Origin of the sequence: Mycobacterium sp. MFM001 (genome assembly GCF_003402475.1) — a bacterium.
In the GTDB taxonomy this organism is placed as follows: domain Bacteria; phylum Actinomycetota; class Actinomycetes; order Mycobacteriales; family Mycobacteriaceae; genus Mycobacterium.
This window is the reverse complement of sequence record NZ_BFAB01000006.1, coordinates 106647-133610: the sequence shown is the minus strand read 5'-3', so window position 1 is coordinate 133610 and position 26964 is coordinate 106647. Positions and strand designations below refer to the sequence as shown.

Below are 26964 nucleotides of genomic sequence, written 5' to 3'. Positions count from 1 at the left end.
AGGCGCTTTGTCGCCTTTCGACAGATGAACCGTCAGTCGGGGTCGGTGGCTGCGAGTTCGATCATCATGGCCAGCCGTTTTTTGGCGTCGTCGAGCGGCAGGGTAGTGATCTCGGCCATCTTGCGCAGCCGGTAGCGGACGGTGTTCTCGTGCACTCCCAACCGCGCACCGGCCTCGGTCGGATCGCCCTGTGCCTCCAGCCAGGCCCGCAGCGTGGCCACATAGTCGGTCGCGTTGGCGTGATCATGGCGGCGCAGCTCGGCCACCGGCCCACGGTCCGGCGAGCGGCCGGAGCGCGCGGCGGTGCGCAGCCGCTGCAGCAGGATGTCGTCCCATGACTCGTCGTAGGCCGGGGGCGCGGCCCGAGGCGTTAACTCGTGCAGCGCAAGGCATTCGTCGGCTTCCTGACGCGCGGCGACAAGGTCTGAAACCTCGGCCGCCCCGCTGATGCCGGCCAACACCGTTGCTCCGTCCGGAAGGGCGGCCCCTAAACCGGTGACCCAGCGCCGCGCCGCCGCCTGGTCGCCGGGAAGCAGGGTGTAGACGGTGTTTCCGGCCAGGGCGCTGCGGCCCGGCCGTGACCAACCGAACCCGGTGGTGGCGCGCTCGAATGCCAGCAGCAGAGCGGCATCGCGTTCCACGCCGATGAACGCTTGCAGCGCGATCACCCGTAATCGGCTGTGCGGCAACAAACCCAGCCTGGTGGCCGCCGTGGCGGCGTCGGCGCTGCCCTCCAGCAACCGGATCACCAACTCGGATTCGACCTGCCGCTCCAGGTCGGCGCTGGCACGTGATCGCAGTAGGTGCACTGCCACGGTCTGCGCCCCCTCGGCCAATGCGGTGCGCGCGGCCCGGTCCAACGGCGCCGCGCACGCCACCCACACCGACCCGATCAGTTCTCCTCCCGAGCGCACCGCCACCACCATGCGCCCGATCAACCCCTGCTCGGCGTCCGGCTCGACGAACACAGGATCGTCAGAATCTTCCAGGTGTGCGAATACCCCACGGGCAACGAATAATTCGCGCAGCTGCTCGGGTGTCTGCCGCTCCAGGATGGTCGCCGCCCGGGCAGCGTCGGCGTTCTGCTGCCGCCGCGAATACGCCAGCACCTGCAGGAGCCGATCGTGGATGACCACCGCGCCCCCGACCGCATCCGCGAGGCTGTCGGCCAGCGCGAACAAATCGGTTGGGCCGCGGCCGGATTCGGTCTCGCGCCCCTCCAGCACCAGCCCGTAGACCACCGCAGCCAGCTCGCTCCACGACACGGTCTCGTCGACCACCATGACCGCGCCGGCCTCCACGTCGTCGTCGAAGGTGATCGGCTCGTCACCGCCGCGCGTCAACACCACGACCGCACGCGCGGCGGCGGCCCACCGCACTGCTTCCCGGAGCGACCCTGCGCCGATCGCCAGCAGTACGTCGCCCAGAACGGGCCGTTCGACGCCGGTTTCGTGGATGACCACGCTGCGCAGTTCGGTCGATCTCGGCACCGAAGACCACCGCAAGCGAACACCGTAACTACCCAGTACGTTGACCAGGCGGTCCAATGTGATCACCGGGTGAGCATCCCTCAGCCGAGGATGGCCCGGGTGGACGCCACCGCCACCTCCGACGCTTTGCCGTTGCCGCTTGCCTGGGCGACGGCGCGCCGGGTGGTGGCCATCCGTTGCAGCGCCGCCTCGGTGAAGACCGACAGGCCCAATTCGGGGTTGTAGCCGTGGATTTCCTTCACGTCGAGCTCGGCGAGGAAATACAGGATCTCCTTGGAGATCACCTGGCCCGGAACCAGCACCGGAAAGCCCGGCGGGTAGGGCACCACAAACGTGGTGGACACCAACGGCTTTCCCTCGGCGAGCCGGCGGCCGGCGGCGCCGAGCTGGACGTGTTCGCGGTCGGAATCCTCGTAGCCGGCGTAGAAAGCCGACCGCATGTCGCCGAACGAGCAGGTGCCCTCGGGCCGGAATGCGCTGTCGAATTCGCTGAAGTCGGGCAGCGCCGGCAGATCCTCGGTGATCTCCTCGACCCGGCGCTCGTGCAGCGCGCGGTCTTCCTTGCCGGCCGCGGACTGGGTTCGCTCGAAATCGGCGGCTACCCGCCGCAGCGCGTCGAGCAGGTAGTGCACGCTCGACCAGGTGACGCCGATCGTGAAGATCAGCAGCACGCTGTTGATCGAGGTCTTGTTGATCTGGATGCCGAACCGGTTCATCAGGATCTTCTCGCGGAAGTCGTACCCGTTCATGCCGGTCTTGCCGATGAACAGGGTGACCCGGGTCGGATCGAGCACGAACTGGTCCGAACGCCACGCCTCGTTCCACTCCGCCAGCGCGCCCTGGCGCACCTGCCGGTACGAGCTGACCGTCGACTTGCGATACTCCTCGGGCACCAGATCGGATTCGTCGAGGATGCGAAACCACTTGCCGATCAACCGGTCTTTGCGGACCCGGTGCCGAAACACCAGCGCCATGTCGTAGACGTAGCGGACCATCTCGAAGCCCTCGATGTCGACCTGCCGGCGCGCCAGGTCCAGCGACGCGAGCAGCTGCTGATTGGGCGACGTCGAGGTGTGCGTCAGAAATGCCTCGGCGAACGCGTCGCGGCTTTGCGCCGCGAAATCCTGGTCGCGGATGTGGATCATTGACGCCTGCCGAAGCGCCGACAGCGACTTGTGCGTGGAATGTGTTGCATAGACCCGGATTCGGGCGCGGCTGGGGTCCGGCAGCAGCCGGTGGTTCACCCACTGTGCGCGCTCGACCCCTTCCATCTCAGCGCGCCATTTGCGGTACTCCTCGACGTAGGCCGGAGATGCCAGCATCGATTCGAGTTGCTCGGCGGCGATCATCGCGGTCCGCTGCCGGGCCCACGGCACCGCGGTGGCGAACGCGTACCACGCCTCGTCCCACAAAAAGCAGATGTCCGGCTTGATCGCCAGCACCTCCTCCATCACGCGCCGCGGGTTGTAGACGACGCCGTCGAACGTGCAGTTGGTCAGCAGCAGCATCCGCACCCGGTCGAGCTGTCCCGCGGCCTCCAGCTCGAGCAGCGCCTGCTTGATGGTCTCCAGCGAGACCGCGCCGTAGATCGCGAACGGCTGCAACGGGTACGCGTCCAGATACAGCGGGTACGCCCCGGCCAGCACCAGGCCATAGTGATGCGACTTGTGGCAGTTGCGGTCGATCAGCACGATGTCGCCGGGCCGGGTAAGCGCCTGCACCACAATCTTGTTGGCGGTCGACGTGCCGTTGGTGACGAAGTAGGTCGAATTGGCGTTCCAGGTCACCGCGGCCTTGTCCATCGCCGCGCGAATGGCGCCGTGCGGGTCCAGCAGCGAGTCCAGCCCGCCCGACGTCGACGACGTCTCGGCCATGAAGATGTTGCGGCCGTAGAACTCCCCCATGTCGTGCAGCGACTTCGAGTTGAAGATGCTGGCGCCGCGCGCGACGGGCAGGGCGTGAAACTGGCCGACCGGTGCGGCGGCGTAGGCGCGCAGCGCATCGAAAAACGGAGTGGCATAACGGTTCCGGATGCCGGAGAGCACCGTGCTGTACAGGTCGGTGACGTCGTTGAGCCGGTAGAAGGTGCGGTCGTAGACGTCGGGCTCGTCCTCGGTCTCGGCGGCAATCGACTCGTCGGTGAGCAGATACAGGTCGATGTGTGGCCGCAGTTCGCGGATCCACTCGCCGCACTCGACCCAGTCGTAGCTGGCCACGACTTGGTCGCTGGCGCCGAGCAACGTGGTCATCAACGGCACCCGGTCACGCGAACGCAGCGGTATGTCATGGCGGATGATCGCGGCTTGGATCTCGCCATTGAGCGCAACGGCCGTGATCGCGTCCTCGACGCTCGGCACCACCAGCACCTCGATTTGCACGTCATCGGCGGGGTCGCGCAGCGCGCGCAGGCATTCGACCAGGCTCTCCGGCGCCGTCGTCGGCGAGTCGTCGGCAAGCAGCACGGTGTAGAACTGTTGTTCCTTGGCCCGCGCCACCAGCTCCTGGTCGGCCAGCGACCCGGACGTGTCGAACAGCGCTGCCCGGTCGCCGTATTCGGAGAGCAGCCGCACCGCAAGCGACACCTCGTCGGCCAGCCGGACGGTGGCCATGTTGTCGAGGTATTCGCGGAAGGCCGCCAGATTCTCCGCGCCCGGGTACAGCCAATACCGCTCATAGGCCGCGAGCCGCTTGATCAGGCGTTTGGCCCGGGCCGCTTCGTGTGCGGTGTCCAGTCCGGCCCGGTTGACGACGGCGAGCTGGTGGCAGGCGTCGTCGAGCAGATTCCACGTGTCCAGTCGCGAGTACGACGGGTTGGCTACCGCCGCCAGCGCGGAAACACGAAGCCGTCTCGGGCGGTTGCCGTCGCGGTCCATGTCGCCAGTCTGTCCCTCCTTGGAGCGGCGTGGGGGTGCTTTCAGCGGTCGAGGTCGTCGCCGCGCGTCGGCCTGCGGTTGATCGCCATCCACCGTCGCACCGGCAGATCCCAGCGTCGCGGCGCCGCGTCGGTGACGTCGGACAGCGACCGCACCACGGCCTGGGTCAACCCCATGATCGCGGCCATCACCGGAAGCAGCGGCGCAAACGGTCTGGCCGCCGAACGAACCGTGCTGATGCGCCGCGCCACCACGTAGCGCTCGATGCAGTGATACAGCCACGCCCCCACGCCCAGCGCATAGATCGCCAGCGCCGCCGCAATCGCCGCCTGCCCGTAGGCGGCGCAGACCACCGCGCCCAGCACAACCGTCGCGGCCAGCATGCCGGCGATGACGACCCGCAGCTCCAGCCGGGTCATGACTCGCGGTTCCGGACCGCTTGAGCGGCGGCCCGGATCTGCGGCGTCACCAGCATCACCTGACCCAGCACCCCGTTGACGAAGCCCGGCGAATCGTCGGTGGACAGCTCCTTGGCCAGCCGCACCGCCTCGTCGACGGCGACCGGCTCGGGCACGTCGTCGGCGTGCAGCAGCTCCCAGACCGCGACACGCAGGATGGCCCGGTCCACCGCCGGCAGTCGCTCCAGCGCCCAGCCCTGCAGGTGCGACGAGATCAGGTCGTCGATGTGCGCGGCGTGCTCGGTGACGCCGCGGGCCACGGTCTGGGTATACGGATGCACCGGCGCCACATCGGGTTTGGCCTTCGCCAGCTCGGCGCGGGCTTCGGCCACCTCGGCCGGGGACAGACCGCGGGCCTCGGCCTCGAACAGCAAGTCGACGGCGCGCTTGCGGGCCTGATGCCGTCCCTTGACGGGCTTGGCCTCAGGCATCGTCAAGCACGGCCCAGGTAGCTGCCGTCGCGGGAGTCCACTTTCAGCTTGTCGCCGGTGTTGATGAACAACGGGACGTTGATCTGCGCGCCGGTCTCCAGCGTTGCGGGCTTGGTGCCGGCGCTGGATCGGTCGCCCTGCAGGCCCGGCTCGGTGTGGGTGACCTCCAGCTCGACGGTCACCGGCAGCTCGATGTACAGGGGTGCGCCGTTGTGGAAGGCCACCTGCACCGGCATCCCTTCGAGCAGGAACTTGGCGGAGTCGCCGACCAGCGACTCCGGCAGGTGATGCTGCTCGTAGTCTTCGCTGTCCATGAACACGAAGTCCGAGCCGTCGCGGTACAGATAGGTGGTGTCGCGCCGGTCCACGGTGGCGGTCTCCACCTTCACCCCGGCGTTGTAGGTCTTGTCGACCACCTTGCCGGAGAGCACGTTCTTGAGCTTGGTGCGCACGAACGCCGGGCCCTTGCCGGGTTTGACGTGCTGAAACTCGACGATTTGCCACAGCTGGCCGTCGATAGCCAGCACCAGCCCGTTCTTGAAGTCGGCAGTGGTTGCCACGAGTCTCCTAAAGGATGGCCAGTTCTTTGGGGAACCGCCTACTGATCTGAAGTTGGTTTGACCTGTGCTTTTGCAGGATTTCCCCCAATATAACACTTTGCACAGCGCTATACCCTAAGATAACCGGTATGGCTGAATCTTTGCTGACGCCCGACCTCGCGGAGCTAGTTCCCTCCTGGGAGCTTGCCCTTCGCGCACAGAACAAGTCACGCACGACGCTTACCTCCTACCTGAGCGCGATCCGGTTGTATCTCCGGTGGTGCGAGGAGAACGGACACCCGCCGCAGCTTACCCGCGGCCAGGTGCAGCACTACACCGCCGAACTGGTCAGCGACGGCAAAGAGCCGACCACGATACGGGCACGCCATGCCGCGCTACGCCAGTTCGCCGCGTGGCTGGCCGAGGAGGGCGAGCTAGACGCAAACCCCCTCGTCGGGCTGCCCGCGCCGCAGCTGACGACGAAGGTGGTTAAGGGCCTCACCGAGGATCAGCTGCGTGCGCTTCTCAAGGCGTGCGAGGGGCGTAGCTTCACCGACCGCCGCGATACGGCCATCGTGCGCCTCATGGCCGAGACGGGGATCCGCTCCAGTGAGCTTGTCGGGCTGAAGCTGACAGACACCGACGCACACCGCGGGCTGGTAAACATCTGGGGCAAGGGCGGCAAGGGCCGGATAGCCCCATTTGGCCCGCAGACCGCCGCGGCAATCGACCGCTACCTCCGCGTGCGGCGCGCCCACCGCTACGCTGACGCGCCCAATCTGTGGCTGGGGGCGCGCGGCAAGGGCTTCGGCTACTTCGGGCTCAATGACGCGCTACGGGCACGGGCTGCAAAGGCCGGCATCGAGGGCTTCCACCTTCACCTACTGCGGAATACCGCGGCGACGCGCTGGCTGGCCGCTGGCGGGTCTGAGGGCGGTCTAATGGCAGTCGCAGGCTGGTCCAGCCGCAAGATGCTTGACCGCTACACCGCCGCAACCGCCGCCGAGCGTGCCGCAGCCGAGGCGCGCAAGCTAAACCTCGGCGATCTGTAAGACATTTCTGAACTGGAAATTTCGTGAATGTAACGGATCAGCCTGGCGCGCAGTGGTTTAACGCTGTAGCGTCCAACGGCATGACGTCCTGCCTCCTCCACAGAGAGCGGCCCACCGTGGGCCACTCCAGAATGATGAAGGGGCAGTATGTCCACATCCGCCGAGCGCCGGTTGCGTTCGCAGATCGGCGCCCACGAAAGCTGGGCGCGGACCCAAGACCGTAGCGCGCGAACGCTTCCCGCCCGTCTCGCGGCCTGGGACCGTTTCGAACAGCAGGTCGACCCCGAGCAGCGGCTACCGCCAGCCCAACGCGCCGCAATGGCCGAAAGCGCCCGCAAAGCGTTCTACAAGTCCCTTGCGCTGAAGTCTGCGCAGGCCCGTCGCCGTCGCAAGGGGGCGGCGTGATGACCTACGCGGACCTGTGGCGCGACGCAATCAACGAGACGTATACGGACGTGGCGGCCGACTTGCCCATACCCCTAGAAGACGGGGAGGACTATGACGCCGCCACGCTTCGCATACTCAGCAAGGCGGCTGACTGCCTACGCGGCGGCGCTACCCACTCCTTTCGCGGAGACGAGCTAGATGTGGTTCGGCACCTCATGCCGGCCCACGAAGTACACCAGTCCCTTTCCCGGCGGTGGGTGCTGGAAAATTACGGCGCGGTGTAAAAACCCGTAATGGTTCCGGTTTTGCACTTCTACGCGCCCGCCCGCGAACCGGGGATTTAATGAATGTAACAACTTTAATGCGCACTTTCGGGGGGGTTCCTGAAATACTAGAAGTAGAGGGAACTCTAGGCAACGAAGTTTCCGCCGCGAGCGTAGCGGGCTAGCGAGCTTTCTTGCGGACCCAGCCGTCTCGGTAAGGCGCGCATGGATGAGGACAGGGTTTGCGGGTCACTCGCCTTCGCGAGTGTCACTCACGTAACCGAGGCGCTCACCTTTCTCGCGGGCATCTCGCGACCCAGCGCGCTCTGAACTGGCAGTTACCAGCGGAGTAATTTGTTGGTCGCTTTGCCAGCGCAACCCACTATAGAAGACAGAAGTTAACCAGAAAGACGGATTTTTGAAAGAAAAGAAACGTGCGCTTCCGGCGACGTAAAATCACCGGACTAGACGGCTGGGAAGTCAGTGCGGCCGGCGTGATCTACCACAATCGCCGCGTGGTGTCGATTACAGACGCGATCGCCGGATTGCCCACTGTCGACCTTGGCCACGATTACTACGGCCCAGTGCCAGCGCCCGGTCGAGACAGCACATTACGCTTGCTTGATGAGCTTGTGGCTTTCCAGTTTCATGGTGAACCGCCTTTTGGGTGGCCGGCGGCCCGCGTCCGCCATAAAAACGGCGATGTGCAGGACTGTTCGGCCGGGAATCTGATCTGGGAGGCTGACGAAGAATTCCTGGAATGGCGGGACTTCAAATTCCACAAGCGCCTATTGACGCCTGACCACCTCCCGAATCGTGTAGTCATCAGCCCTGTAGGGCGCCGATCGAATCGGCCCATGCTACTAAAACAACCGATATATGTTGGCTCAGCCAGCGTACCCGGCAACCTTCCCACCACCCTTCAACGAATTGGAGCGTAAATGTACTACTCCGAGCGCATCAAGCGGCGCCTTAACCCCAGCGGCCCCGGTCACATCTACGCCAAGAGCTTTGACGTCCTGGTGGACCCCCAACCGAAGGACGGTGGCGACCCCGTGATCGGCCTGCAGGTCGAACCCGTGGCCGGCAGCCCCTTCATTCTGCCGATCGCTTTTGAGTCTGCGCGTGAAATTGCGGAGATGATGCTTAAGACGCTGATGTGTGCCAAACCCGAAATGTTTTTTCCTAAAGATCTGGTCAAACAGTATCGCGCAGGCCGCTTGTCATTCGAACAGCTAGTAGAGAAGTACTAATGACAGACACCATCGTGATCAGCGACCCCTACAGGATGCCGATCACCGCACAGCGGCTTGTGCGTAAGTACTCGTTCGTGGCCGCCCGCTTCGAGCAGATGCGGCTGGCGCAGCACGACCGCACGACTACCCCCGACGATGACGCCAGATTCCGTGAAGTCACCGAGATGCTGAGCGCGCTAGCCAAAAAGCTGGGCCTCGGCGACAGCGTGAACGGATTCCTGCCCGGCGACCCACAGCGCATATTCAACGACTCATCGCTTGAGTGTGCGAGGCTGTGGTTCCAGTGAGGCGCCGGCCGAAGGCGCAACGCCAGGACTGCCCCATCTGCAATCGGCTGATCGCCAAGGACCGTCTCGGCCGCTTCAGGCGCCACGGCGGAGATGACTGCTGTCCGACCAGTTACGAACAAGCGCGGTGAATGCTGCACAGATTGCGGCGTCAGTAACCACACCGCAGACCACCAGGAGACCGGAAACGCGATCCTGAAGGCCACCATGGGCCTCCCGGTGGGAGGCAGCGGCTAGGTCGCTGCGCCCCCAAACACTTTAGGTAATTCGCGATTACCTTTAAGGCTCTGTCCAAAGCCGCTTATGCCGCTCCCACGGACCCGCATAACCCGCACACAGGCATAGCCAACCACCCGACGCTTGCCGCTTACTTAGGTAACCCGCAATAAAGCGTCCGCTGGTAGTCCCATCAACTACCACCAAGAAAGTAAAAACACAGTGAACCTCTCACAGCTTGAGAACCGTGAGCGGGAACTTATGGCGCGTTCTGACGAGATTGACGAGCTTTACAAAGTATGCAAAGCAAAAGGCAATCCGGCGTGGCTGAAGAAGTCCATCGACCGCCAAGAAGACCAATGGCTCGAGGAATCCGAAGCCCTGAAAATTGCGCGCCAGAAGTTAGAAGCTGGACACAAAACTATGAGCAAAATGAGCAACTCTGCTGACCTCGGCACCGCCGCAAGCGAAGCCACTGGCGACGGCACTCCCGTCTCCGAGCATTTCGACCAGCACGGCCGCCGCATTACCACCCTGGGCCGGGATATCAACCCTTTCCGGATTGATGCCCGCACCCTTGACCTGATGTCTAAGTCTTTGAAGACCGGGCACGCTTTTCAGGTCAAGCTGGTCGAGGACGGCGTGACCACCAAGGGATTCAACACCGTTGAGTCACTGTTGCCGGCCGAGCTTATGCCCGGCGTGGTCGAACGCATCCACGAACCCCGTATCGCAGACCTGTTGCCGACCGTATCGTCAACCACGCTGAACTATGAGTTCATTTCGGACAATACGACCAGCAACACGGTCACCGGTATTACCGGTGAGGGCGTCGCTGCTCCCGATGCGGTGTTGAACTTCGGAGAGACCACCCTGGCCGCGCAGGCGATTAAATGCACGTTCGGCGCCTCTTATGAGACGCTTTCCGATCGCCCATCGCTGCTGGGCTACCTGACCGCCGAAGTTTTCAAGCAATTCAGCGACGAAGAGAACAATCTTCTGTTGAATGGCACTTCGGGTATCGTTGGCCTGACTCAGACCCCCGGTATCATCACGGTCGCGGTTCCCAGCACTATGCCGACCGGCGCTAACACGTTTGACTACGTGATCTCCACCATTGATGCCATGCGGGTGTCTAAGTCGCTGGCGGTGGCGGATAAAGCGTTCGTTCATCCTGCGACTTTCCATGCCATCGTGGCGCAGAATAAGGACAGCCTGGGCCGCTGGCTGTCGACTCCTGACCCGACTACCGACATTATCGAGCGGATTTTCGGGGTCAAGGTTTACCTGTCGACCCAGGTTACTCCTGGCGAGATGGTCTTTATTGATACCGACCGCTTCGGTTTTGTCATCCTCCGAGAGGGTCTGCGTCTGCTGTCTCCCGGCTATAACGCCAGCGACTTTTCGGAGTTCTTGCAACGCTGGGCGGTTATCGAGCGTCTTAATCTGGCGGTTGTTCGGCCCACGGCTGTGGGTCTTTTGACCGGCCTGCCCGCTTCGTTCGCGGTCTAAAATGTTCGGTAGGCTGCCCATTGCCCCGACCGGAGAGTTTCCGGGATTTGTCAATCCCATGGAACCCGAGCACGGCGACTCTGATCTGGTGGTGGTGGGAACATCACCCGACGATCAGCGGCGAGGTCGGCGCAAAACCCGCGAGGAGATCGCCGAAGGGTAGAACTGTTCTCGTTAACCCCTACTGTGCCGAGGGGCCGGGAATGCCGATGGTGGTTCGTACTAGGCCCACGCGATCGGCAACAAAACCGCATGAATTTGCGCCTTTCTTCATGCGGCTGTCAATGCGCATTCTCCTTGTCCGCATTGCGGGGCCGGGGATGGGTTTCTCTTCTCATCCCTGGCCCACCTTAAAATTTTCGCCCTGCTGCGCCCGGGGGTGTCCCCCAAGCCGTCCGGCGCAGCCTCAAACTTGCTCGTATGTTGCCGTCAGTCGTCACAGTTGGTGTCGCACTGATAGCCGTTGTCACCGCCGTCATAACAACTGGTGTAGCAATCAGCCTTGGCGACCCCGGTGCCCAGCAAGAACGCGGCAACTGTAGCCGCAATAAGTGCCGCAACAGCCTTCATCTTGTTCAGTCCTCCGATTGAGACGCCGGTCATTGGCGTCGGGAGAAGTTAAACACGGGCGCTACGGCGCTTGGGACCGTTTAAGTAATGTCGCATAGGTTCAGCTGGTCGTAGGAGATGCGGGCTGTGCGGTTCGGGTCGTCCGCGGCGCGGACTAGAAGGTTGTGCTCGGCGTCGGGCGTGTCGTCAATGGCGATCACGTCCACCGGAATGTCTTGGATTTCCCCGACAAAGTTGACCGGACGACCGACCACGCGCATCGGTCGGCCGCTCAGTCCGGTTGCATGGACGGGAAACACGCTGTTGTACTTGGGAAGCGGCGGAAGCGGCGTCCCATCGTCATACAGTGCGAGGTCGTCGTAGCGCACCCTGAAGACCTGGCTGGGATCTTCCACAGGGTGTACTTCAAGAGCCAAGAAAACATTGGTCTCGTCACTAAGGCATATCACGTCGGTGCCACGCTTCAGGTCAACCGGGACGTCGTAATCGTCGGTAGGCCATTCCGCTACAACACGCATACGCCGACCGCGAAGGCCGGGCTGATCGAAATGGAACTGTCGGTACTGCCCCACGCCAAAATCGTAAACTCCTGACAGTCAACCGGGAAACGTGATTTCGCGCGCCTGCCGTGTGAGCCGACCTAACCGTAAAGTGCCCTCAGCCGTTCATTCGCGTGCTCAATGGCCGCGTCGACCGTTTCGACCAACGTCGGTTCGTCATCCGGCCGGCACTCAACGATGATCTTGTTCCCGTCGTGATAGGCAGTGAACGGTGGCCCGGCCAACTGGGAGTTGAAAAGCCCGAGCCAGTCGGCGCCATGTGCCCCGGCAGGAACGGGTGTGGTGCGGATCTGGTATTCGTTCGGCCGCTTCGCCGAGCCGGGTTGCGGGCCGCGTACCAATTCGGGTTCCCCGTCACGTGAGACTCCGGGCCAGTCTCCGGTCAACGAATTGCCCCCTATCGGTTGTCGTATCAACGCCGTCAGGCCGGCCACCAGTAGCGCTACGCCCACGATCCACAGCAGCCCGTTCAGCGACGACAGGGCGAGTACGACCAGCCCCGCGGCGACAAGCCAGAAAAGCCGTTTGCGATCGTTGGCGCCCATGGCCACCCGACGAGGCGCCACACCGCCGACCCCACGCCTGCGGACGAACCTGCTCATGGTGCCATTCTCCCTCGCCAGTCCGACAAGGGGCGGTCAATTCATCGACAGGCGTCCGCGCGCAGGCGCGCTCGGAGAAGCTCGACGGCTCTAACGGCATATGGCGGTATCACTTGCTCTGAGCCTGGGCACTGAGCGGGTCGCCGTAGCCGTCAGACTCATAATCTGCGAGGTCGCGGGTTCAAGTCCCACCCGCCCCACCGGCCCCACCAAGGTTGTCCCAGTCTGTGGACAACCCGCGGGCAGTTTCAAGATGAAACTCCCCACGGCGGACTGACTATGACGGATAGGCGGGTTGTTTCCAGCAGTCCTTGTTGCTCGCGTTCTGGATCATCGACGGCGTCATCCAAGGGTCGAGCGTGCCGTTCGGGAAGGGCGGCATCATGGTCAGGCCCGCAAGGTAATTGGCGTCCTGGTCGGCTGGCGGAACATGGCATTTCGGGCGCGGATCTGCTGGCTCACAATCGCCGCGCCCGTCGGTGCCGTGGGCAACGAATACACCACCGACGTCTGCACAGGTCAACGTGGGCGCGGCCGACGAAGGTGGCGCCGACGCACATCCAGTCAGAAACGCAAACACCGAACATGCGGTGGCGGCTCTCGCAATTGCGGCCCAGAGATCCATGGGTACCGATGGTTACACGGGCTCGCGTCGGTTGTTTGCCGAATGCGCCAGGTGAGAAGGAGTGACTACCTCCGCTAGGTGAGCAGGTTGACGAACATGACGGCGCTGGGAATCTCAATGAGATTCGTGATGGCCCACGCCACAAGGAGGAGAAAAGCCGCGCCGAATGCCGCCTTCCAGACGACATCTATCAGTGGACGACGCCACCAGAGCAAGCCGAGCAGAACGATTAACGCTACGAAGGGAGCTGTGCCGATGGCGAGGCCGGGAGTGCTGCCGAAGATCGCCAGCAGGATTGCGGCCAACGCCCACAACGCAATACCGGCGAGCAGACCGCCAGCGACACCGCCCAGAATCCGTGCCCACCTCATGGCGTGTCCCACGTGGGGTAACCCTTGGCCTCAGCGATGTGCTTAGTCACGTTGTCGATATAGGGCTGCCAGGTGACAGGGGCGAAGATGCCGCCGTAGACACCGCGCTCCAGGGGAGACTGCGGCCCGCCCTCCGACCCAGGACCGGCCTCCGCAACGTATCCCCGTATGTGTAAGTGCATCTCGCCGCCCTCTTTTATCCATTGAAAGTGGATCGTGCTGCCCAGGCCATCTTCATGTCCCGGCAGGGTGGCGAACTCGATGTTGATCTGGTCGGCGGTCCGTTGGATCTGCGTCACCTGCACCGGCAGGTTCGCGACCTTCACCCCAATCCCCTTGCCCACCTTGAGCTCAAGCGGCAGCTTGTCGCCTACGTTCGGAAACTGCTGCGGCGCACCGCCGATGGGAAAGTTGCAGTTGAAGCAGCGGTGCAGCTCATTCCACACGTCGTTGATGCTGGCGACCGACCCGGCGCTCACCGGAGGACCCGGCATACCAGGCTCATGGGTCGTCACGCGGCTTTTCAGGTCGAGGTTGTACTCCCACGGTTTGCGGTCGGTAGGCAGCGGGCCGCCCATTCCGAAGCTCATCATTGACGCCAGCTCCGCGGCCTTCTCATCATCGGTCGCGCTGTATTTCGCGGCCGCGGTCTGAACGTTCGTCGAGATCTCATTAAGTTGCGCGATCTGCGCGTCGGCGGCCTGCTGGAACCGGCGAATCGCAGATTGCGCGGCATCGGCGGCTGTGCCCTGCCAATGGGCGCCCATGTCGGCGGCGATCTGCTCCACTTTCGCGATGATGCCCTTCAGCTCACCGGCGATCCGCTCGAAGTTCGCGGCCTCTTTCACCAGGGCAGCGGGATCGGTGGTCAGCGCCTCCATCCGGGCAGTTTATCCGCGCTGGCACTGGTCCAATTGCGGTAATCCGCCAGAGCGCGGCCGCACAAGGATCCGTTACGGTTGACCTCAGGTGCAGCCGGGACCGCCATCCCGCGAACTGATTAGCTTAAGTATTGCGGGCAGTACGCTGCGGCAGACGTCTGCACCAAGTACTTAGTGTCGTCGTCGGTCATGCCGTTCTGTTCGCTCAGCGCGAGATGCTGGGCGAGGCCGTTGACGCTATAGCCATCGCCCAATAGGCCACAGATCTCATGGCCCATTTGGATAAGGGCCTGCGGCCCCTTCTGGTCGGAGATGCCGTGCGCGGACATTGCCCGTAGGAAAGCATCGTCATCAGAGTCAGCATGGGCCGGTAATACCGCCCCCAATCGCAGCGGTGGCAACGGCTGCCGCGATGAGATTTGCACGGAGAAGCATGGCCGCTGACCTCCTCTTTGAACTTGCCTGAGAGGGGGCAGCGTATGCCTCCGAAGGCCTTGATCACTTGTGATTGGCACAGAATGCGGTCAGTCCGCGAGGTGTCGGTGACTTGCTAAGTCGGCGCCACCTGAGACCTCTCTCGATGAGAGTTAGCTGATCCCCAAGCTAATTTATCCCATAACGCTTGCTTCTGACCTCATCTTTGCAGGTCAAGCACAGTGCTTAGCTAGGCTAGAATGGCCAGTTCTTTGGGGAACCGGGTAAGTAGTTCGGGGCCTTGCGTTCCCACGACCAACGTGTCCTCGATGCGGACGCCGCCATGGTCGGGCACATAGACACCGGGCTCCACCGTCACCACAGAGCCCGCACGTAGTGTACCGGCGGCGCTGGCGCTGATCCCCGGCGCTTCGTGGATCTGCAGGCCCACTCCGTGGCCGAGCCCGTGCCCGAAATGCTCGCCGTGGCCGGCCTCGGCGATCACCTCGCGAGCGGCGCCGTCGACCTCGGACAGGACTGCGCCGGGGTGCAGCGCGTCGCGCCCGGCTTGCTGTGCCGCCGTGACCAGTTGATAGATGTCACGCTGCCAGTCGGCGGCCTTGCCCAACACGAAGGTGCGGGTCATGTCGGAGTGGTAACCCGCGACCAGCGCACCGAAGTCGATCTTGACGAAGTCGCCGGCGGCCAGCACGGCGTCGGTCGGCCGATGATGCGGGATCGCCGAATTGGCCCCGGCCGCCACGATCGTCTCGAACGACACGCCGTCGGCGCCGTGGTCGAGCATCAGCGCCTCCAACTCGCGGCCCACCTCGCGTTCGGTCCGGCCCGGCCGCAGCCCGCCGCGCTCGACCAAGTCGGCCAGTGCGGCGTCGGCCGCCTCGCACGCCAATCGCAGCAGCGCCACCTCGCCGGCGTCCTTGACTTCGCGCACCGCCTCCACCGTTCTGGCCGCGCGGACCAGTTCAGCGCTGCCCGCCTCGTCGGCCAGTGCGTCGAAGCCGTCGACGGTCACGACGTGACTTTCGAAGCCCAGCCGCTGCACGCCAGCCGACGCCGCGCGCCCGGCCAGGTGGCGACCGCAGGCCCGCTCGATCACCACCTCCAGGTCGGGCGCCTGTTCGGCGGCCTGGGTGCGATACCGCCCGTCGGTGGCCAGCACCGGCGGGCGGTCGTCGGCGAAGACCAGCAAGGCGGCGTTCGAGCCGGTGAAACCGGACAGGTAGCGAACGTTGACCAGGTCGCTCACCAGCATCGCGTCCAGCCCGGCGGCGCCGATCCGCGAACTCAGATTGTGTCGACGCTGGGAATGTGTCACGCCCGACGACGGTACTCGTCTACGCTGTGGCCCCATGAGTAACTGGATGCTGCGCGGTCTGGTCTACGCCGCCGCGATGGTCGTCGTCCGCCTGTTCCAGGGGACGTTGATCAACGCCTTTCAAACCCAGGCCGCATTGATCAGCATTGTGCTGCTCATCCTCTTCATCATCGGGATCGTGGTGTGGGGCGTGATCGACGGCCGCGCCGACGCACGGGTGCAGCCCGACCCGGACCGTCGCGGCGACCTGGCGATGGTGTGGCTGCTGGCCGGCCTGGTAGCCGGCATCGTCAGCGGCGCGGTCGCCTGGCTGATTTCATTGCTCTACAAGGGCCTCTATGCCGGCGGGCTGATCAACGAGCTGACGACGTTCGCCGCGTTCACCGCGCTGCTGGTGTTCCTGGGCGGAATCGGTGGAGCGACGCTGGGCCGCTGGCTCATCGACCGCAAGGGCGACTACGCACCGCAGCAGCGCGGCGGCGGTGACGAGGACCGCGTGGACACCGACGTGTTCGCCGCCGTCCGTCCCGACGATGCCGCCACCCAGGGCGGCGCTGCGCATCAGCCGCAGGCGTCGTCGGTGGCCACGGCCGAACGCGAAGAAACCACGGCGCCGCAGCCGGCCTACAGCGAATCCCCGACCGAGGAAATCAAGCTGTCCGACGTCGAACGGCCCACCGAGGCCCGGCCGGCCGAATCCGAGGCCGAAACCGAGAAGACCAAGCGCGAAGACGAGTCCTAGCCGCCGGCTAAGTAGCGCAGCGCCAGCACATAGCCCTGTATACCCAGGCCGACGATCACTCCGGTCGCTATCGGGCTCAAATACGAGTGCCGCCGAAACTCTTCGCGGGCATACACATTGGAGATGTGCACCTCGATCAGCGGCGCGCGCAACTCGCTGCATGCGTCGCGGAGCGCCACCGACGTGTGGGTCAGACCGCCGGCGTTGAGGATCACCGGCTCCTGCGCATCGGCCGCCGAATGAATCCACTCCAGCAACTGGGCTTCGCTGTCGCTTTGCCGCACAACAACTTTCAGCCCGAGTTCGGCGGCCTCGCGCTCGATCATAGCGACCAGGTCGTCGTGGCTGGTGTCGCCGTAGACGTCGGGTTCCCGCCGGCCCAGCCGGCCGAGGTTGGGTCCGTTGATCACGTTGACCGTTGTCATCGGGCACCAACCTCCGCGTAGGCAGCGGCCAGCAGCGCCGGGTCCGGCCCTTCCAGCCGGCCGGGCTTGGCCAACCCGTCGAGAACCACGAATCGCAAGACACCCGAACGGGTTTTCTTGTCCCCGGCCATGTATTCCATCAGCTCCGGCAGCGCGTCGGCGTCGTAGCTGACCGGCAACCCCAGCGAGGTCAGCACGCTGCGGTGCCGCGCGGCGGTGGCGTCGTCGAGCCGACCCGCCAGCCGGCCCAACTCGGCCGCGAACACCAAACCCACCGACACCGCGGCGCCGTGGCGCCACTGGTAGCGTTCGCGGCGCTCGATGGCATGACCCAAAGTATGCCCGTAGTTGAGGATTTCGCGCAGCTGCGACTCCTTCTCGTCGGCCGCGACCACGTCCGCCTTGACCGCGACCGCGCGCCGGATCAGCTCCGGCAGCACGTCACCTTTCGGGTCCAGCGCGGCCTGCGGGTCGGCTTCGATCAGGTCGAGGATCACCGGATCGGCGATGAAACCAGCCTTCACGACTTCGGCCATCCCGGCGACGATCTCGTTGTGCGGCAACGTTTCCAGCGTCGCGAGGTCGACGAGCACGGCAGCCGGCTGGTGAAATGCGCCGACCAGGTTCTTGCCGGCGTCGGTGTTGATCCCTGTCTTGCCGCCGACCGCGGCGTCGACCATGCCCAGCAACGTGGTGGGCACGTGCACGATGTCGACGCCGCGCAGCCAGGTGGCGGCGGCAAAGCCGGCGACATCGGTGGCGGCTCCCCCGCCCAGGCTGACCAAAGCGTCCTTGCGGCCAATCCCGATGCGGCCCAACACTTCCCAGATGAATCCCACTACCGGCAGGTCCTTGCCCGCCTCGGCGTCCGGTATTTCGATGCGGTGCGCGTCGATACCCTTGTCCGCCAATCGCTTTCGGATCACCTCGGCGGTCTCCGACAGCACCGGCTGGTGCAGGACCGCGACCCGGTGCCGGCCGGCGAGCAGCTCTTCGAGCTCACCGAGCAGACCGGTGCCGATCACCACGGGGTAGGGCGGGTCGACGGCCACCTGCACGGTGACCGGTTCGGCTGGGTGGCTCATTTGCCCGCCTCGGCGCGACGGGCGGCGGCCAGGGTGGCCGGCGTGACGGGGGTGGACGGCGACGAGGGTTCGGCGTCCAGGCGGCGGCGCCCGCACCGTCGAGTCATTTCCGGATCCTCCAGCCGCGACGCGATGTAGCGCACCACGGCGCCGGGATTGCGCCGGTTGGTGTTCACCCGGATCGTAGCGACCCGCCGGTACAGCGGAACCCGCTGCGACATCAGCGCCCGGAACTTCTCGGCGCGGTCGCCGCCGGCCAGCAGCGGGCGCGCGGTGTTGCCGCCGGTGCGCCGCACCCCTTCGGCGGCGGTGATCTCCAGGAAGATCACCGTGTGGCCGTCCAGCGCGGCGCGCACCCCGGGCGTGGTGACCGCGCCGCCGCCGAGCGACAGCACGCCGTCGTGCTCGGCCAGCGCCTGACGCACCACCTGCTCCTCGATGCGGCGGAATTCCTTCTCGCCGTCGGTGGCGAAGATGTCGGCGATGCTGCGCCCGGTTTGCGCTTCGATCGCGGCGTCGGTGTCGAGCAACTCGACGCCGAGTGCCTTGGCCAGCCGCCGGCCGATCGTGGACTTGCCCGACCCGGGCAAGCCCACCAGCACCGCCTTCGGCGCCATTACGCGGTACCCCGGGCGGCCGGTGCTTCCCGGTCGGCGACCGCGCGCTGGTAGCTCTCGACGTTGCGGCGGGTTTCGGCCAGCGAATCGCCGCCGAACTTCTGCAGCGCCGCGCGGGCCAGCACCAGCGCCACCATCGTTTCCACCACCACTCCCGCGGCCGGCACCGCGCACACGTCCGACCGCTGGTGGATGGCGACGGCCTCGTCGCCGGTGGCCATGTCGACGGTCGCCAGCGCCCGCGGGACAGTGGAGATCGGCTTCATCGCGGCACGCACCCGTAACGGTTGCCCGTTGGTCATGCCGCCCTCCAGGCCACCGGCCCGGTTGGTGGAGCGGACGACGCCGTCGGGTCCGGGGTACATCTCGTCGTGGGCGCGGCTGCCGCGGCGGCGCGCGGTTTCAAAGCCGTCGCCGATCTCCACGCCCTTGATCGCCTGGATGCCCATCACCGCCGCGGCAAGCTGGCCGTCGAGCCGGTTGTCGCCGCTGGTGAACGAGCCGAGACCGACGGGCAGGCCGATCGCGACGGCCTCCACCACGCCGCCGAGCGTGTCGCCGTCCTTCTTGGCGGCTTCGATCTCGGCGATCATGCGTTCTTCGGCGGCCTTGTCGAAGGCGCGCACCGGGCTGGCGTCGATCGCTGGGAGATCCTCGGGCTGCGGCGGCGGGCCGTCGTAAGGCTCTGATGCGCCGATGGAGACGACGTGGGAGAGCACCTCGACGCCCAGCGCCTGCCGCAGGAACTGGCGGGCGATGGTGCCGGCGGCGACGCGGGCCGCGGTCTCGCGGGCGCTGGCCCGCTCCAGCACCGGGCGGGCGTCGTCGAAGCCGTACTTGAGCATGCCGGCGTAGTCGGCGTGGCCGGGTCGTGGCCGGGTCAGCGGTGCGTTGCGGGCCACGTCCAGCACGCCCGGGTCGACCGGGTCGGGGGCCATCACCTCTTCCCACTTGGGCCACTCGGTGTTGCCGATCTCGACGGCGATCGGCCCGCCCAGCGTGCTGCCGTGCCGCACCCCGGCCAGGATCGTCACCTGGTCGCGTTCGAACTTCATCCGGGCGCCGCGGCCATAGCCAAGGCGGCGGCGGGCCAGCTGGTCGGCGATGTCCTCGGAGGTGACGGCCACCCCGGCGACCATGCCCTCCAGCACGGCCACCAGCGCGCGGCCGTGGGATTCACCGGCAGTGGTCCAACGCAACACGCGTCCCATCTTCCCATGACACGCGCCGCCAGCGAAAAAGCCTCAGGGGCGGCGTCGCAGCGCGGTGAACTGCCAGATGCCCAGCACGAGCATGACCGCGCCCGCGTCGGCCAGCGCCCAGTTGCCCGCGGTGCTGAGCGGCAACCAGCCGAGAAAGGCCGAAACCACCGTGATCGGTGCCAGCAGGAAGTTGGTCACCACGAAAGCGGACACCAGTGCGCCGGTCGTCGGGCGAACACGCTTGAGGCCGAGCAGCAGGACTGGCCCCAGGACCAGGAATGACAGCCCGCCGGCGAGAAGCACGGCCCGCGGCACGTGCCACGCCTGGCTGAGAGGGCCGCTGAGCGCGGCGACGGCACCCCCCGCGACGGTCCAGAAGGCGAGATCGGCGGCGATCGATCGCCACCGTCTGGTGTCGTTGCGGCGGGACGTGGTCGAGATCGATGTGGTTGTCATGTCCGAATGGTCCGGGCCCGAGCGCTGCCGACTCCACCACCAGCGCTGCCAAACGCTGCCAGCATCAGCCGTTTAGTTTCGTCCCGTATCGCGCGCCGCGCCTAGCGACAATTGGCTAGTAGTGATATCGCGCCTGGAGGATTTGCAGGTCGTCGTCGACGACGCGGTAGACGAGCCGGTGTTCCTGGGTGATCCGCCGGGACCAGGCGCCGATGAGCCCGTATTTCAACGGCTCTGGCTTACCGATGCCTTCCTGCGGCGACCGACAGGTGTCCGCGATGAGCTTGTTAATCCGCTTGAGCACTGCACGGTCGGCGGCCTGCCAATACAGGTAGTCGTCCCACGCCTGAGGCGCGAAGACGAGGTTCACTCGCTGAGCTCGCCCCGGATTCCGCGGCCCTTGTCCAGGGCGTCAGCGGCGTCGAGGAGCCTACGGGCGTTCGCCGGGGACTGGAACAGATACGCAGTCTCCTGCCACGCTTCCCAGTCATCGGCGGACATCAGCACAGCGCGACCGGCCTTCGACGTGATCTCAACCGGTGTGCGGTCCGCGTTCACCTTTTCGATCAGGGGAAACAGGTTCTTGCGCGCCTCGCTCGCAGTGATTGCCACGCAAATCCTCCCTGTTAGTGGTACAAGATATGGTACCAGTCTTACAGTTGGGCCAGGCCCAGCGCGGCGGCGCTAGCCGCGCACATCGACGGGCCGTGCGGCAGGGTCCTCATCGACCAGCCGAGCCATGCCGCTCCCCCGATCACCGCGGTCAGCAGCGGCGCGCCGATTGCCGCGAGCACCCATACGTCGACGCCGAAGCAGCCGGTCAGCGCGCCCAGGCCCAGCGCCAGCTTGACATCCCCGGCTCCCATTGCCGCCGGCGCAACTTCATGGACCAGCAAATAGCAGGTCGCCAGCAGCCCTGCGCCCAGCGCCGCGGCCGGACCGCGGCCCAAGCTGATCGCGAACACCATGATCACCGCGAAGCCCGGCAGCGTCAGCCAGTTGGGCAACCGACGCTGGCGAATGTCGTAGCCGGTCAGCACCCCCATCCACAGCAACGTGGCAGCGATCAGCATGCGGCGCACGCTAGCCCACCGCGGCGATCATCGCCTCTCGCGGCGCCGGCAAGCCTGTGAATTGTTCGACTTGCGCGAACGCTTGGTGCAGCAGCATCTGCAGGCCGCTGATCACTCGCCCGCCCGTCGCGGCCACCGCCTCGGCCAGCGGTGTCGGCCACGGGTCGTAGATCGCGTCCAGCAGCACCGGGACGGCGGCCAGGGTCTGCGCATACTCCGCGGCAACGTCGGCCGGCAGCGTATTGACCAACACCGTCGCCTCGTCGAGTGGCGTGCCCAGCCCACTGAACCGGGTCGGCACCCCGACGTTGGCGCCCAGCTGCACCAACCGGGCGGCCTTGTCCGGGTTGCGCGCGACGACAGTGATGCCGCTGACCCCCAGCTCGGCCAGCGCCACCACCGCCGCCGGTGCCGTGCCGCCGGACCCGGCGACCACCGCCTGTCCGGACGCCGCGCCGAGCGCTCCCGTCACGCCGTCGACGTCGGTGTTGTCGGCCCGCCAACCATGTGGTGTGCGGACCAGCGTGTTAGCCGAGCCGACCAGTTCAGCGCGCGCGGTGCGCTCGTCGGCGACCCGCAGCGCCGCGAACTTGCCCGGCATCGTCACCGACACCCCGACCCACTCCGGGCCGAAGCCGCGGACCACGCCGGGCAGTTCGTCGGCGTCGCACTCGATGCGCTCGTACGTCCAGTCCAGGCCCAGCGCGCGGTAGGCCGCCAGGTGCAGCCGCGGAGAGCGTGAATGCGCGATCGGCTTGCCGAGCACGCCGGCCCGTCTAGCGGGCGCTGTCCAGGACACCGTTGTGTTGAGCCAGCTCGATGTTGGCCAGATGCTGCTGGTAGTCGCGGGTGAACAGCGTCGTGCCCTGCGCGTCGATCGTGACGAAGTACAGCCAGTCACCCGGCTCGGGATGCTCGGCGGCCGACAGCGCATCGGTGCCCGGCGAGCAGATCGGCGTCGCCGGCAACCCCTCGGACAGGTAGGTGTTCCACGGCGTGGACTGGGCGCGGTCGGCGTCGGTGGTGGCGACCTCCCGGCGGTCCAGCGGGTAGTTGACCGTCGAGTCGAACTCGAGCGTGCGGTGCTCGGCCAGCCGGTTGTAGATGACCTGGGCGACCTTCGGAAAGTCCTGCGGCTTGGCTTCGCGCTGCACCAACGACGCCACGACGAGCACGTCGTAGGACGACATGTTCATCTCCTTGGCGGTGTCCACCAGCCCCGACTTCACGTAGTCGACCGCGCTGGAGCTGATCAGCGTCGACAGGATCTTCTGCGGCGACGCCGACGGGTTCACGTTGAACGTGCCCGGCGCGATCAGCCCCTCGATCCGGCGGTGGTCGCTGCCCATCCGGGTCATCGGGTCGACGGCCCAACCGGGCACCGCCAGCACCGCCGGCGGTGTGCTGGCGGCGGCGGCGCGCAGGTCGTTGACCGCGACGCAGCGCTTGTCGCCGTCGAGCTCCACGCAGGTGGCCCGCGAGATCAGCGTGAAGATGCCCGGCGTGACGGCGTTGGTCTTGACGTCGGTGGTGTCGTCGAGCTGGCGGCCCTCCGGGATCACCAGCCGGCCCACCCGGCTGTTGGGGTCGGCGAGCCGCTCGACGGCCGACGACGCCGGGATCTCGGTGCGCATCCGGTAGTAGCCGGGCTGGATCGACGAGATCGCGGAGTTGCCGTGCGCGGCATCGACAAACGCGCGGACCGTGCGGACCACGCCGCGGTCGTGCAGGGTCTCGCCGATCGCCGTGGTCGAGTCGCCGGAGTGGATCTGGATCACCACGTCCTGTTTGCCGCTGCCGCGATAGTCGTTCTGCGAGCCGAACATGTGCCACAGCTTGGAGCCGATGAAGACGGCCGCGACGACCACGACGACGAGCACGGCTGTGGCGAGCCCGCTGACGAGGCGCCGACGGCGACGGCCACGCTCGGCACGCAGCCGCTCGGCGCGGCTGCGCACCCGCCGGGGCGGCCCCACCGCCTCAGGCGCTGCTCGCTCGCGTCCCTCACGCACCGTTGACCTCCAGCGCTGCACGCCGCTCGTCGAGCCAGCCCTGCAGGATGGCCACCGCCGCCGCTTGGTCGATGACGCCCCGCTGGCCCTTGGCGCGAACACCGGCCTCGCGCAGCGAGCGCTGCGCGCTGACGGTGGTCAGCCGCTCGTCGGTCAGCCGCACAGGCGTCGGGGCGATCCGGCGGGCCAGCAGCTCGGCCAGTTCGATCGCGTCGCGGGCCGACGGGCCGGTGCGGTCGGCCAGTGTGCGGGGCAGCCCGACGATCACCTCGACAGCGTCCAGCTCGGCGACCAGCTCGGCCAGCCGGCGCACGTGGCGGCCGGACCTGTCCCGGCGAACAGTCTCTACCGGCGTGGCCAGGATGCCGTCGGGGTCGCTGGCGGCCACCCCGATGCGCACGCTGCCGACGTCGACGCCCAGCCGCCGCCCGCGTCCGGGATCGTCTCCGCCGGGCCGGTCCGGCCGGCGGTGTTGCGAAGATTCCACTCAGCTGACCCGCGCTATCTCTGCCCGTACCGCGTCGAGCGCCGCGTCGATGCCCGACGGATCCCTCCCTGAGCCCTGCGCGAGGTCGGGCTTGCCGCCGCCGCGCCCGTCTACCGCCCCGGCCAGCTGCTTGACCAGGTCATTGGCCCGGATCCCCAGCTCCTGAGCCGCGGGGTTGGCGGCGACCGCATACGGCACGGCGTCGCCCTCCCCCTCGGCGATCAACGCGACCACCGCCGGGTCGCTGCCGAGCTTGCCGCGGATGTCGCCGACCAGCGAGCGCAGGTCACCGGCCGTCATCCCCGCCGACATCCGCTGCGCCACCACACGCACGTTACCGATGCGCTGCGCACCGGCCGCCGCATTGGTCGCCGCGGCCCGGGCATTTGCCAGCCGGGCGCGTTCGAGTTCCTTCTCGGCGGCCTTCAGCCGCTCGACCAGGTTGGCCACCCGGGCAGGCACCTCTTCCGACGGCACCTTCAGCGACGACGCCAGCCCCGCCATCAGTGCCCGCTCCTTGGCCAGGTGCTTGAACGACTCCAACCCGACGTAGGCCTCGACCCGGCGCACCCCGGAACCCACCGACGATTCGCCCAGAATGGTCACCGGCCCGATCTGCGCCGAATTGTGTACGTGCGTGCCGCCGCAGAGCTCCAGCGAGAACGGCCCACCGATCTCGACGACCCGCACCTCGTCGGGGTAGCGCTCGCCGAACAGCGCCAACGCGCCCATCGCCTTGGCCTTGTCGAGCTGTTCGGTGAAGGTGTGCACCTCGAAGTCGGCCTGCACGGCTTGATTGGTCACTTCTTCTATCTGGGTGCGCTGCTCCTCGGTCAGCGGGCCCTGCCAGTTGAAGTCGAAGCGCAGATATCCGGGGCGGTTCAGCGAGCCGGCCTGAACGGCGTTGGGGCCCAGCACTTGTCGCAGCGCCGCATGCACCATGTGGGTGCCCGAGTGGCCCTGGGTGGCGCCCTTGCGCCAGCTTGGGTCGACGGCCGCGACAATCGTGTCGCCCTCGACGAATTCACCGGATTCCACGTTGACCCGGTGCACCCACAGGGTGTGCGCGATCTTCTGCACGTCGGTGACCGCCGCCCGGGCACTCTCCCCCGCGCCGGTGCCGCTGATCGTGCCGACGTCGGCGACCTGCCCACCGGATTCGGCGTACAGCGGGGTGCGGTCCAGCACCAGTTCGACGCGATCGGCGGCGACGGCGTCGTCGTGTGCCACCACCGGTACCCGTCGGCCGTCGACGAAGACGCCCAAAATCCGTGCCTCCGAAGACAATTCGTCGAAACCGGTGAACTCGGTGGGCCCGGCGTCGACCAGCTCGCGGTAGGCGGAGAGGTCGGCGTGCGCATGCTTGCGGGCGGCGGCGTCGGCCTTGGCGCGACGGCGCTGCTCGGCCATCAACTCGCGAAAGCCGCTTTCGTCCACTTTCAGACCGGCTTCGGCGGCCATCTCGAGGGTCAGCTCGATCGGGAACCCGTAGGTGTCGTGCAGCGTGAACGCATCCGAGCCGGACAACACGGTGGCGCCGGAGGCCTTGGTGGCGCCGGCCACCTCCTCGAACAGCTTCGAGCCCGACGCCAGGGTGCGGTTGAACGCGGTCTCCTCGGCGACGGCGATCCGGTTGATCCGCTCGAAGTCGGTGACCAGTTCCGGATACGACGGGCCCATCGCGTCGCGCACGGTAGCCATCAGCTCGCCGACGATCGGGCCGTCGATGTCCAGCAGTTTGGCCGAGCGGATCACCCGGCGCAGCAGCCGGCGCAGCACGTAGCCGCGGCCGTCGTTGCCTGGGCTCACACCGTCGCCGATCAGGATCGCGGCGGTGCGGCTGTGGTCGGCGATGATCCGGTAGCGCACGTCGTCGTCGTGGTTGCCGACGTCGTATGGCCGCGGCGCTTTGGCGGCCACGGTGTCGATGACGGGGCGCAGCAGGTCGGTTTCGTAGACGTTGTGCACGCCCTGCAACAGCACCGCGACCCGCTCGACGCCCATGCCGGTGTCAATGTTCTTGCGCGGCAACGGCCCAAGGATCTCGTAGTCCTCTTTGCTGGTGCCCTCGCCGCGTTCGTTTTCCATGAACACGAGGTTCCAGATTTCGATGTAGCGCTCTTCGCTGGCCAGTGGGCCACCTTCCGGGCCGTATTCGGGGCCGCGGTCGTAGTAGATCTCCGACGACGGCCCGCACGGGCCGGGGATGCCCATCGACCAGTAGTTGTCGGCCATGCCGCGGCGCTGGATCCGCTCCGCCGGCAGACCGGCCACTTCCTGCCACAGTCCGGCGGCCTCGTCGTCGTCCAAATACACGGTGGCCCAGAGCTTTTCGGGGTCAAACCCGTAGCCGCCGTCGTCTTTGGAATTAGTCAGCAGCGTCCAGGCCAACTCGATCGCGCCGCGTTTGAAGTAGTCGCCGAACGAAAAATTGCCGGCCATCTGGAAGAACGTGTTGTGCCGGGTGGTGATCCCGACCTCGTCGATATCCGGAGTGCGGATGCATTTCTGGATGCTGGTAGCCGTCGGGTACGGCGGGGTGCGCTGGCCGAGAAAGTACGGCACGAACTGCACCATGCCGGCGTTGACGAACAGCAGGTTGGGGTCGTCGAGGATCACCGAGGCACTCGGCACCTCGGTGTGACCCGCTTTCACGAAATGATCGAGGAACCGCTTCCTGATCTCGTGTGTCTGCACGTTGTCGTCGCTGTCCTTCTCGCCAATTTGATCGCACTACCTTAC

33 protein-coding genes are annotated in these 26964 nt (G+C 66.1%); 8 read left to right on the top strand and 25 right to left on the bottom strand.

Going from position 1 to position 26964, the window contains the following annotated elements; genetic code table 11:
- Positions 1-32: 32 nt before the first annotated feature.
- From MFM001_RS12390 to efp, 5 genes are read right to left on the bottom strand one after another with little or no spacing between them, the layout of a single operon-like run.
- The gene (locus MFM001_RS12390) at positions 33-1556 is read right to left on the bottom strand and encodes a CdaR family transcriptional regulator (protein WP_116375571.1); all 1524 of its coding nucleotides are present in this window, start codon (positions 1554-1556) and stop codon (positions 33-35) included.
- A 14-nt stretch (positions 1557-1570) separates the two neighbouring features.
- A complete protein-coding gene (locus MFM001_RS12385) occupies positions 1571-4363 on the bottom strand; it encodes an aminotransferase class I/II-fold pyridoxal phosphate-dependent enzyme (protein ID WP_116375570.1) in 2793 nt (930 codons plus the stop codon).
- Between the two features lie 41 nt (positions 4364-4404).
- Positions 4405-4782, bottom strand: coding sequence for an antitermination protein NusB (locus MFM001_RS12380; protein ID WP_116375569.1), 378 nt, complete (start codon positions 4780-4782; stop codon positions 4405-4407).
- Positions 4779-5252 carry a transcription antitermination factor NusB gene (gene nusB / locus MFM001_RS12375; RefSeq protein ID WP_116375568.1) on the bottom strand — a complete coding sequence of 158 codons (474 nt, stop codon included), beginning with the start codon at positions 5250-5252 and terminating at the stop codon, positions 4779-4781. The genes MFM001_RS12380 and nusB overlap by 4 nt, the downstream gene beginning before the upstream one ends.
- Positions 5253-5254: 2 nt before the next feature.
- Positions 5255-5812: an elongation factor P gene (efp, locus tag MFM001_RS12370; RefSeq protein WP_116375567.1), complete on the bottom strand. Its 558-nt coding sequence runs from the start codon at positions 5810-5812 to the stop codon at positions 5255-5257.
- A 128-nt stretch (positions 5813-5940) separates the two neighbouring features.
- On the opposite strand from efp, the gene MFM001_RS12365 reads away from it, so the two are divergent.
- The 7 genes from MFM001_RS12365 (at position 5941) to MFM001_RS12340 (ending at position 10764) form a co-directional block, all read left to right on the top strand.
- A complete protein-coding gene (locus MFM001_RS12365; protein WP_116375566.1) occupies positions 5941-6843 on the top strand; it encodes a tyrosine-type recombinase/integrase in 903 nt (300 codons plus the stop codon).
- A gap of 147 nt (positions 6844-6990) precedes the next feature.
- Positions 6991-7248, top strand: coding sequence for a hypothetical protein (locus tag MFM001_RS12360; RefSeq protein WP_238159134.1), 258 nt, complete (start codon positions 6991-6993; stop codon positions 7246-7248).
- A complete protein-coding gene (locus MFM001_RS12355) occupies positions 7248-7514 on the top strand; it encodes a hypothetical protein (RefSeq protein ID WP_116375565.1) in 267 nt (88 codons plus the stop codon). The genes MFM001_RS12360 and MFM001_RS12355 overlap by 1 nt, the downstream gene beginning before the upstream one ends.
- A gap of 413 nt (positions 7515-7927) precedes the next feature.
- On the top strand, positions 7928-8434 hold the full coding sequence (locus tag MFM001_RS24350) for a hypothetical protein (RefSeq protein WP_142760694.1): 507 nt from the start codon (positions 7928-7930) through the stop codon (positions 8432-8434).
- Positions 8435-8746, top strand: a complete 312-nt coding sequence (locus MFM001_RS12350) for a hypothetical protein (protein WP_116375564.1) — start codon at positions 8435-8437, stop codon at positions 8744-8746. It abuts the gene before it with no gap.
- Positions 8746-9036, top strand: a complete 291-nt coding sequence (locus MFM001_RS12345) for a hypothetical protein (protein ID WP_116375563.1) — start codon at positions 8746-8748, stop codon at positions 9034-9036. Before MFM001_RS12350 ends, MFM001_RS12345 begins: the two co-directional genes overlap by 1 nt.
- A gap of 438 nt (positions 9037-9474) precedes the next feature.
- Positions 9475-10764, top strand: coding sequence for a phage major capsid protein (locus MFM001_RS12340; protein ID WP_142760693.1), 1290 nt, complete (start codon positions 9475-9477; stop codon positions 10762-10764).
- A 429-nt stretch (positions 10765-11193) separates the two neighbouring features.
- Here the strand turns inward: MFM001_RS12340 and MFM001_RS24495 are convergent, their stop codons facing one another.
- The 8 genes from MFM001_RS24495 to MFM001_RS12305 form a co-directional block, all read right to left on the bottom strand.
- On the bottom strand, positions 11194-11367 hold the full coding sequence (locus MFM001_RS24495) for a hypothetical protein (RefSeq protein WP_238159132.1): 174 nt from the start codon (positions 11365-11367) through the stop codon (positions 11194-11196).
- Positions 11368-11414: 47 nt separating this feature from the next.
- On the bottom strand, positions 11415-11906 hold the full coding sequence (locus tag MFM001_RS24345; protein ID WP_142760692.1) for a hypothetical protein: 492 nt from the start codon (positions 11904-11906) through the stop codon (positions 11415-11417).
- A 68-nt stretch (positions 11907-11974) separates the two neighbouring features.
- The gene (locus tag MFM001_RS12325) at positions 11975-12496 is read right to left on the bottom strand and encodes a hypothetical protein (RefSeq protein ID WP_142760691.1); all 522 of its coding nucleotides are present in this window, start codon (positions 12494-12496) and stop codon (positions 11975-11977) included.
- Between the two features lie 277 nt (positions 12497-12773).
- On the bottom strand, positions 12774-13121 hold the full coding sequence (locus MFM001_RS24340) for a hypothetical protein (RefSeq protein ID WP_142760690.1): 348 nt from the start codon (positions 13119-13121) through the stop codon (positions 12774-12776).
- A gap of 74 nt (positions 13122-13195) precedes the next feature.
- On the bottom strand, positions 13196-13504 hold the full coding sequence (locus MFM001_RS12320; RefSeq protein ID WP_142760689.1) for a hypothetical protein: 309 nt from the start codon (positions 13502-13504) through the stop codon (positions 13196-13198).
- Complete coding sequence (locus MFM001_RS25200; RefSeq protein ID WP_371685530.1) at positions 13489-14373, bottom strand: WXG100 family type VII secretion target; 885 nt, start codon at positions 14371-14373, stop codon at positions 13489-13491. The genes MFM001_RS12320 and MFM001_RS25200 overlap by 16 nt, the downstream gene beginning before the upstream one ends.
- Before the next feature lie 119 nt (positions 14374-14492).
- Positions 14493-14798 (bottom strand): DUF732 domain-containing protein, encoded by a 306-nt coding sequence (locus MFM001_RS12310; protein WP_160118009.1) that lies wholly within the window; start codon positions 14796-14798, stop codon positions 14493-14495.
- Between the two features lie 239 nt (positions 14799-15037).
- Positions 15038-16123 (bottom strand): Xaa-Pro peptidase family protein, encoded by a 1086-nt coding sequence (locus MFM001_RS12305; protein ID WP_116375556.1) that lies wholly within the window; start codon positions 16121-16123, stop codon positions 15038-15040.
- 34 nt (positions 16124-16157) lie between these two features.
- On the opposite strand from MFM001_RS12305, the gene MFM001_RS12300 reads away from it, so the two are divergent.
- Positions 16158-16865: a B-4DMT family transporter gene (locus MFM001_RS12300; RefSeq protein WP_116375555.1), complete on the top strand. Its 708-nt coding sequence runs from the start codon at positions 16158-16160 to the stop codon at positions 16863-16865.
- Here the strand turns inward: MFM001_RS12300 and aroQ are convergent.
- From aroQ to alaS, 12 genes are all read right to left on the bottom strand, one after another.
- Positions 16862-17290 carry a type II 3-dehydroquinate dehydratase gene (aroQ, locus tag MFM001_RS12295; RefSeq protein ID WP_116375554.1) on the bottom strand — a complete coding sequence of 143 codons (429 nt, stop codon included), beginning with the start codon at positions 17288-17290 and terminating at the stop codon, positions 16862-16864. The genes MFM001_RS12300 and aroQ overlap by 4 nt on opposite strands.
- The gene (aroB, locus tag MFM001_RS12290) at positions 17287-18375 is read right to left on the bottom strand and encodes a 3-dehydroquinate synthase (protein WP_116375553.1); all 1089 of its coding nucleotides are present in this window, start codon (positions 18373-18375) and stop codon (positions 17287-17289) included. The genes aroQ and aroB overlap by 4 nt, the downstream gene beginning before the upstream one ends.
- On the bottom strand, positions 18372-18992 hold the full coding sequence (locus tag MFM001_RS12285; RefSeq protein WP_116375552.1) for a shikimate kinase: 621 nt from the start codon (positions 18990-18992) through the stop codon (positions 18372-18374). The genes aroB and MFM001_RS12285 overlap by 4 nt, the downstream gene beginning before the upstream one ends.
- Entirely contained in the window at positions 18992-20194 is a 1203-nt protein-coding gene (gene aroC, locus MFM001_RS12280; RefSeq protein ID WP_116375774.1) for a chorismate synthase, read from the bottom strand. The genes MFM001_RS12285 and aroC overlap by 1 nt, the downstream gene beginning before the upstream one ends.
- Before the next feature lie 42 nt (positions 20195-20236).
- Positions 20237-20650 carry a hypothetical protein gene (locus tag MFM001_RS12275; RefSeq protein ID WP_116375551.1) on the bottom strand — a complete coding sequence of 138 codons (414 nt, stop codon included), beginning with the start codon at positions 20648-20650 and terminating at the stop codon, positions 20237-20239.
- Between the two features lie 115 nt (positions 20651-20765).
- Positions 20766-21020, bottom strand: coding sequence for a Txe/YoeB family addiction module toxin (locus MFM001_RS12270; RefSeq protein WP_116375550.1), 255 nt, complete (start codon positions 21018-21020; stop codon positions 20766-20768).
- On the bottom strand, positions 21017-21262 hold the full coding sequence (locus tag MFM001_RS12265; protein WP_116375549.1) for a type II toxin-antitoxin system Phd/YefM family antitoxin: 246 nt from the start codon (positions 21260-21262) through the stop codon (positions 21017-21019). The genes MFM001_RS12270 and MFM001_RS12265 overlap by 4 nt, the downstream gene beginning before the upstream one ends.
- 41 nt (positions 21263-21303) lie before the next feature.
- Positions 21304-21723 (bottom strand): A24 family peptidase, encoded by a 420-nt coding sequence (locus MFM001_RS12260; RefSeq protein WP_116375548.1) that lies wholly within the window; start codon positions 21721-21723, stop codon positions 21304-21306.
- A gap of 10 nt (positions 21724-21733) precedes the next feature.
- On the bottom strand, positions 21734-22522 hold the full coding sequence (locus tag MFM001_RS12255; protein ID WP_238159128.1) for a shikimate dehydrogenase: 789 nt from the start codon (positions 22520-22522) through the stop codon (positions 21734-21736).
- Positions 22500-23735, bottom strand: a complete 1236-nt coding sequence (gene mltG / locus MFM001_RS24845; RefSeq protein WP_142760688.1) for an endolytic transglycosylase MltG — start codon at positions 23733-23735, stop codon at positions 22500-22502. The genes MFM001_RS12255 and mltG overlap by 23 nt, the downstream gene beginning before the upstream one ends.
- Entirely contained in the window at positions 23728-24222 is a 495-nt protein-coding gene (gene ruvX / locus MFM001_RS12245) for a Holliday junction resolvase RuvX (RefSeq protein WP_116375546.1), read from the bottom strand. The genes mltG and ruvX overlap by 8 nt, the downstream gene beginning before the upstream one ends.
- Positions 24223-26919: an alanine--tRNA ligase gene (gene alaS / locus MFM001_RS12240; RefSeq protein ID WP_116375545.1), complete on the bottom strand. Its 2697-nt coding sequence runs from the start codon at positions 26917-26919 to the stop codon at positions 24223-24225.
- Between the last annotated feature and the right edge of the window lie 45 nt (positions 26920-26964).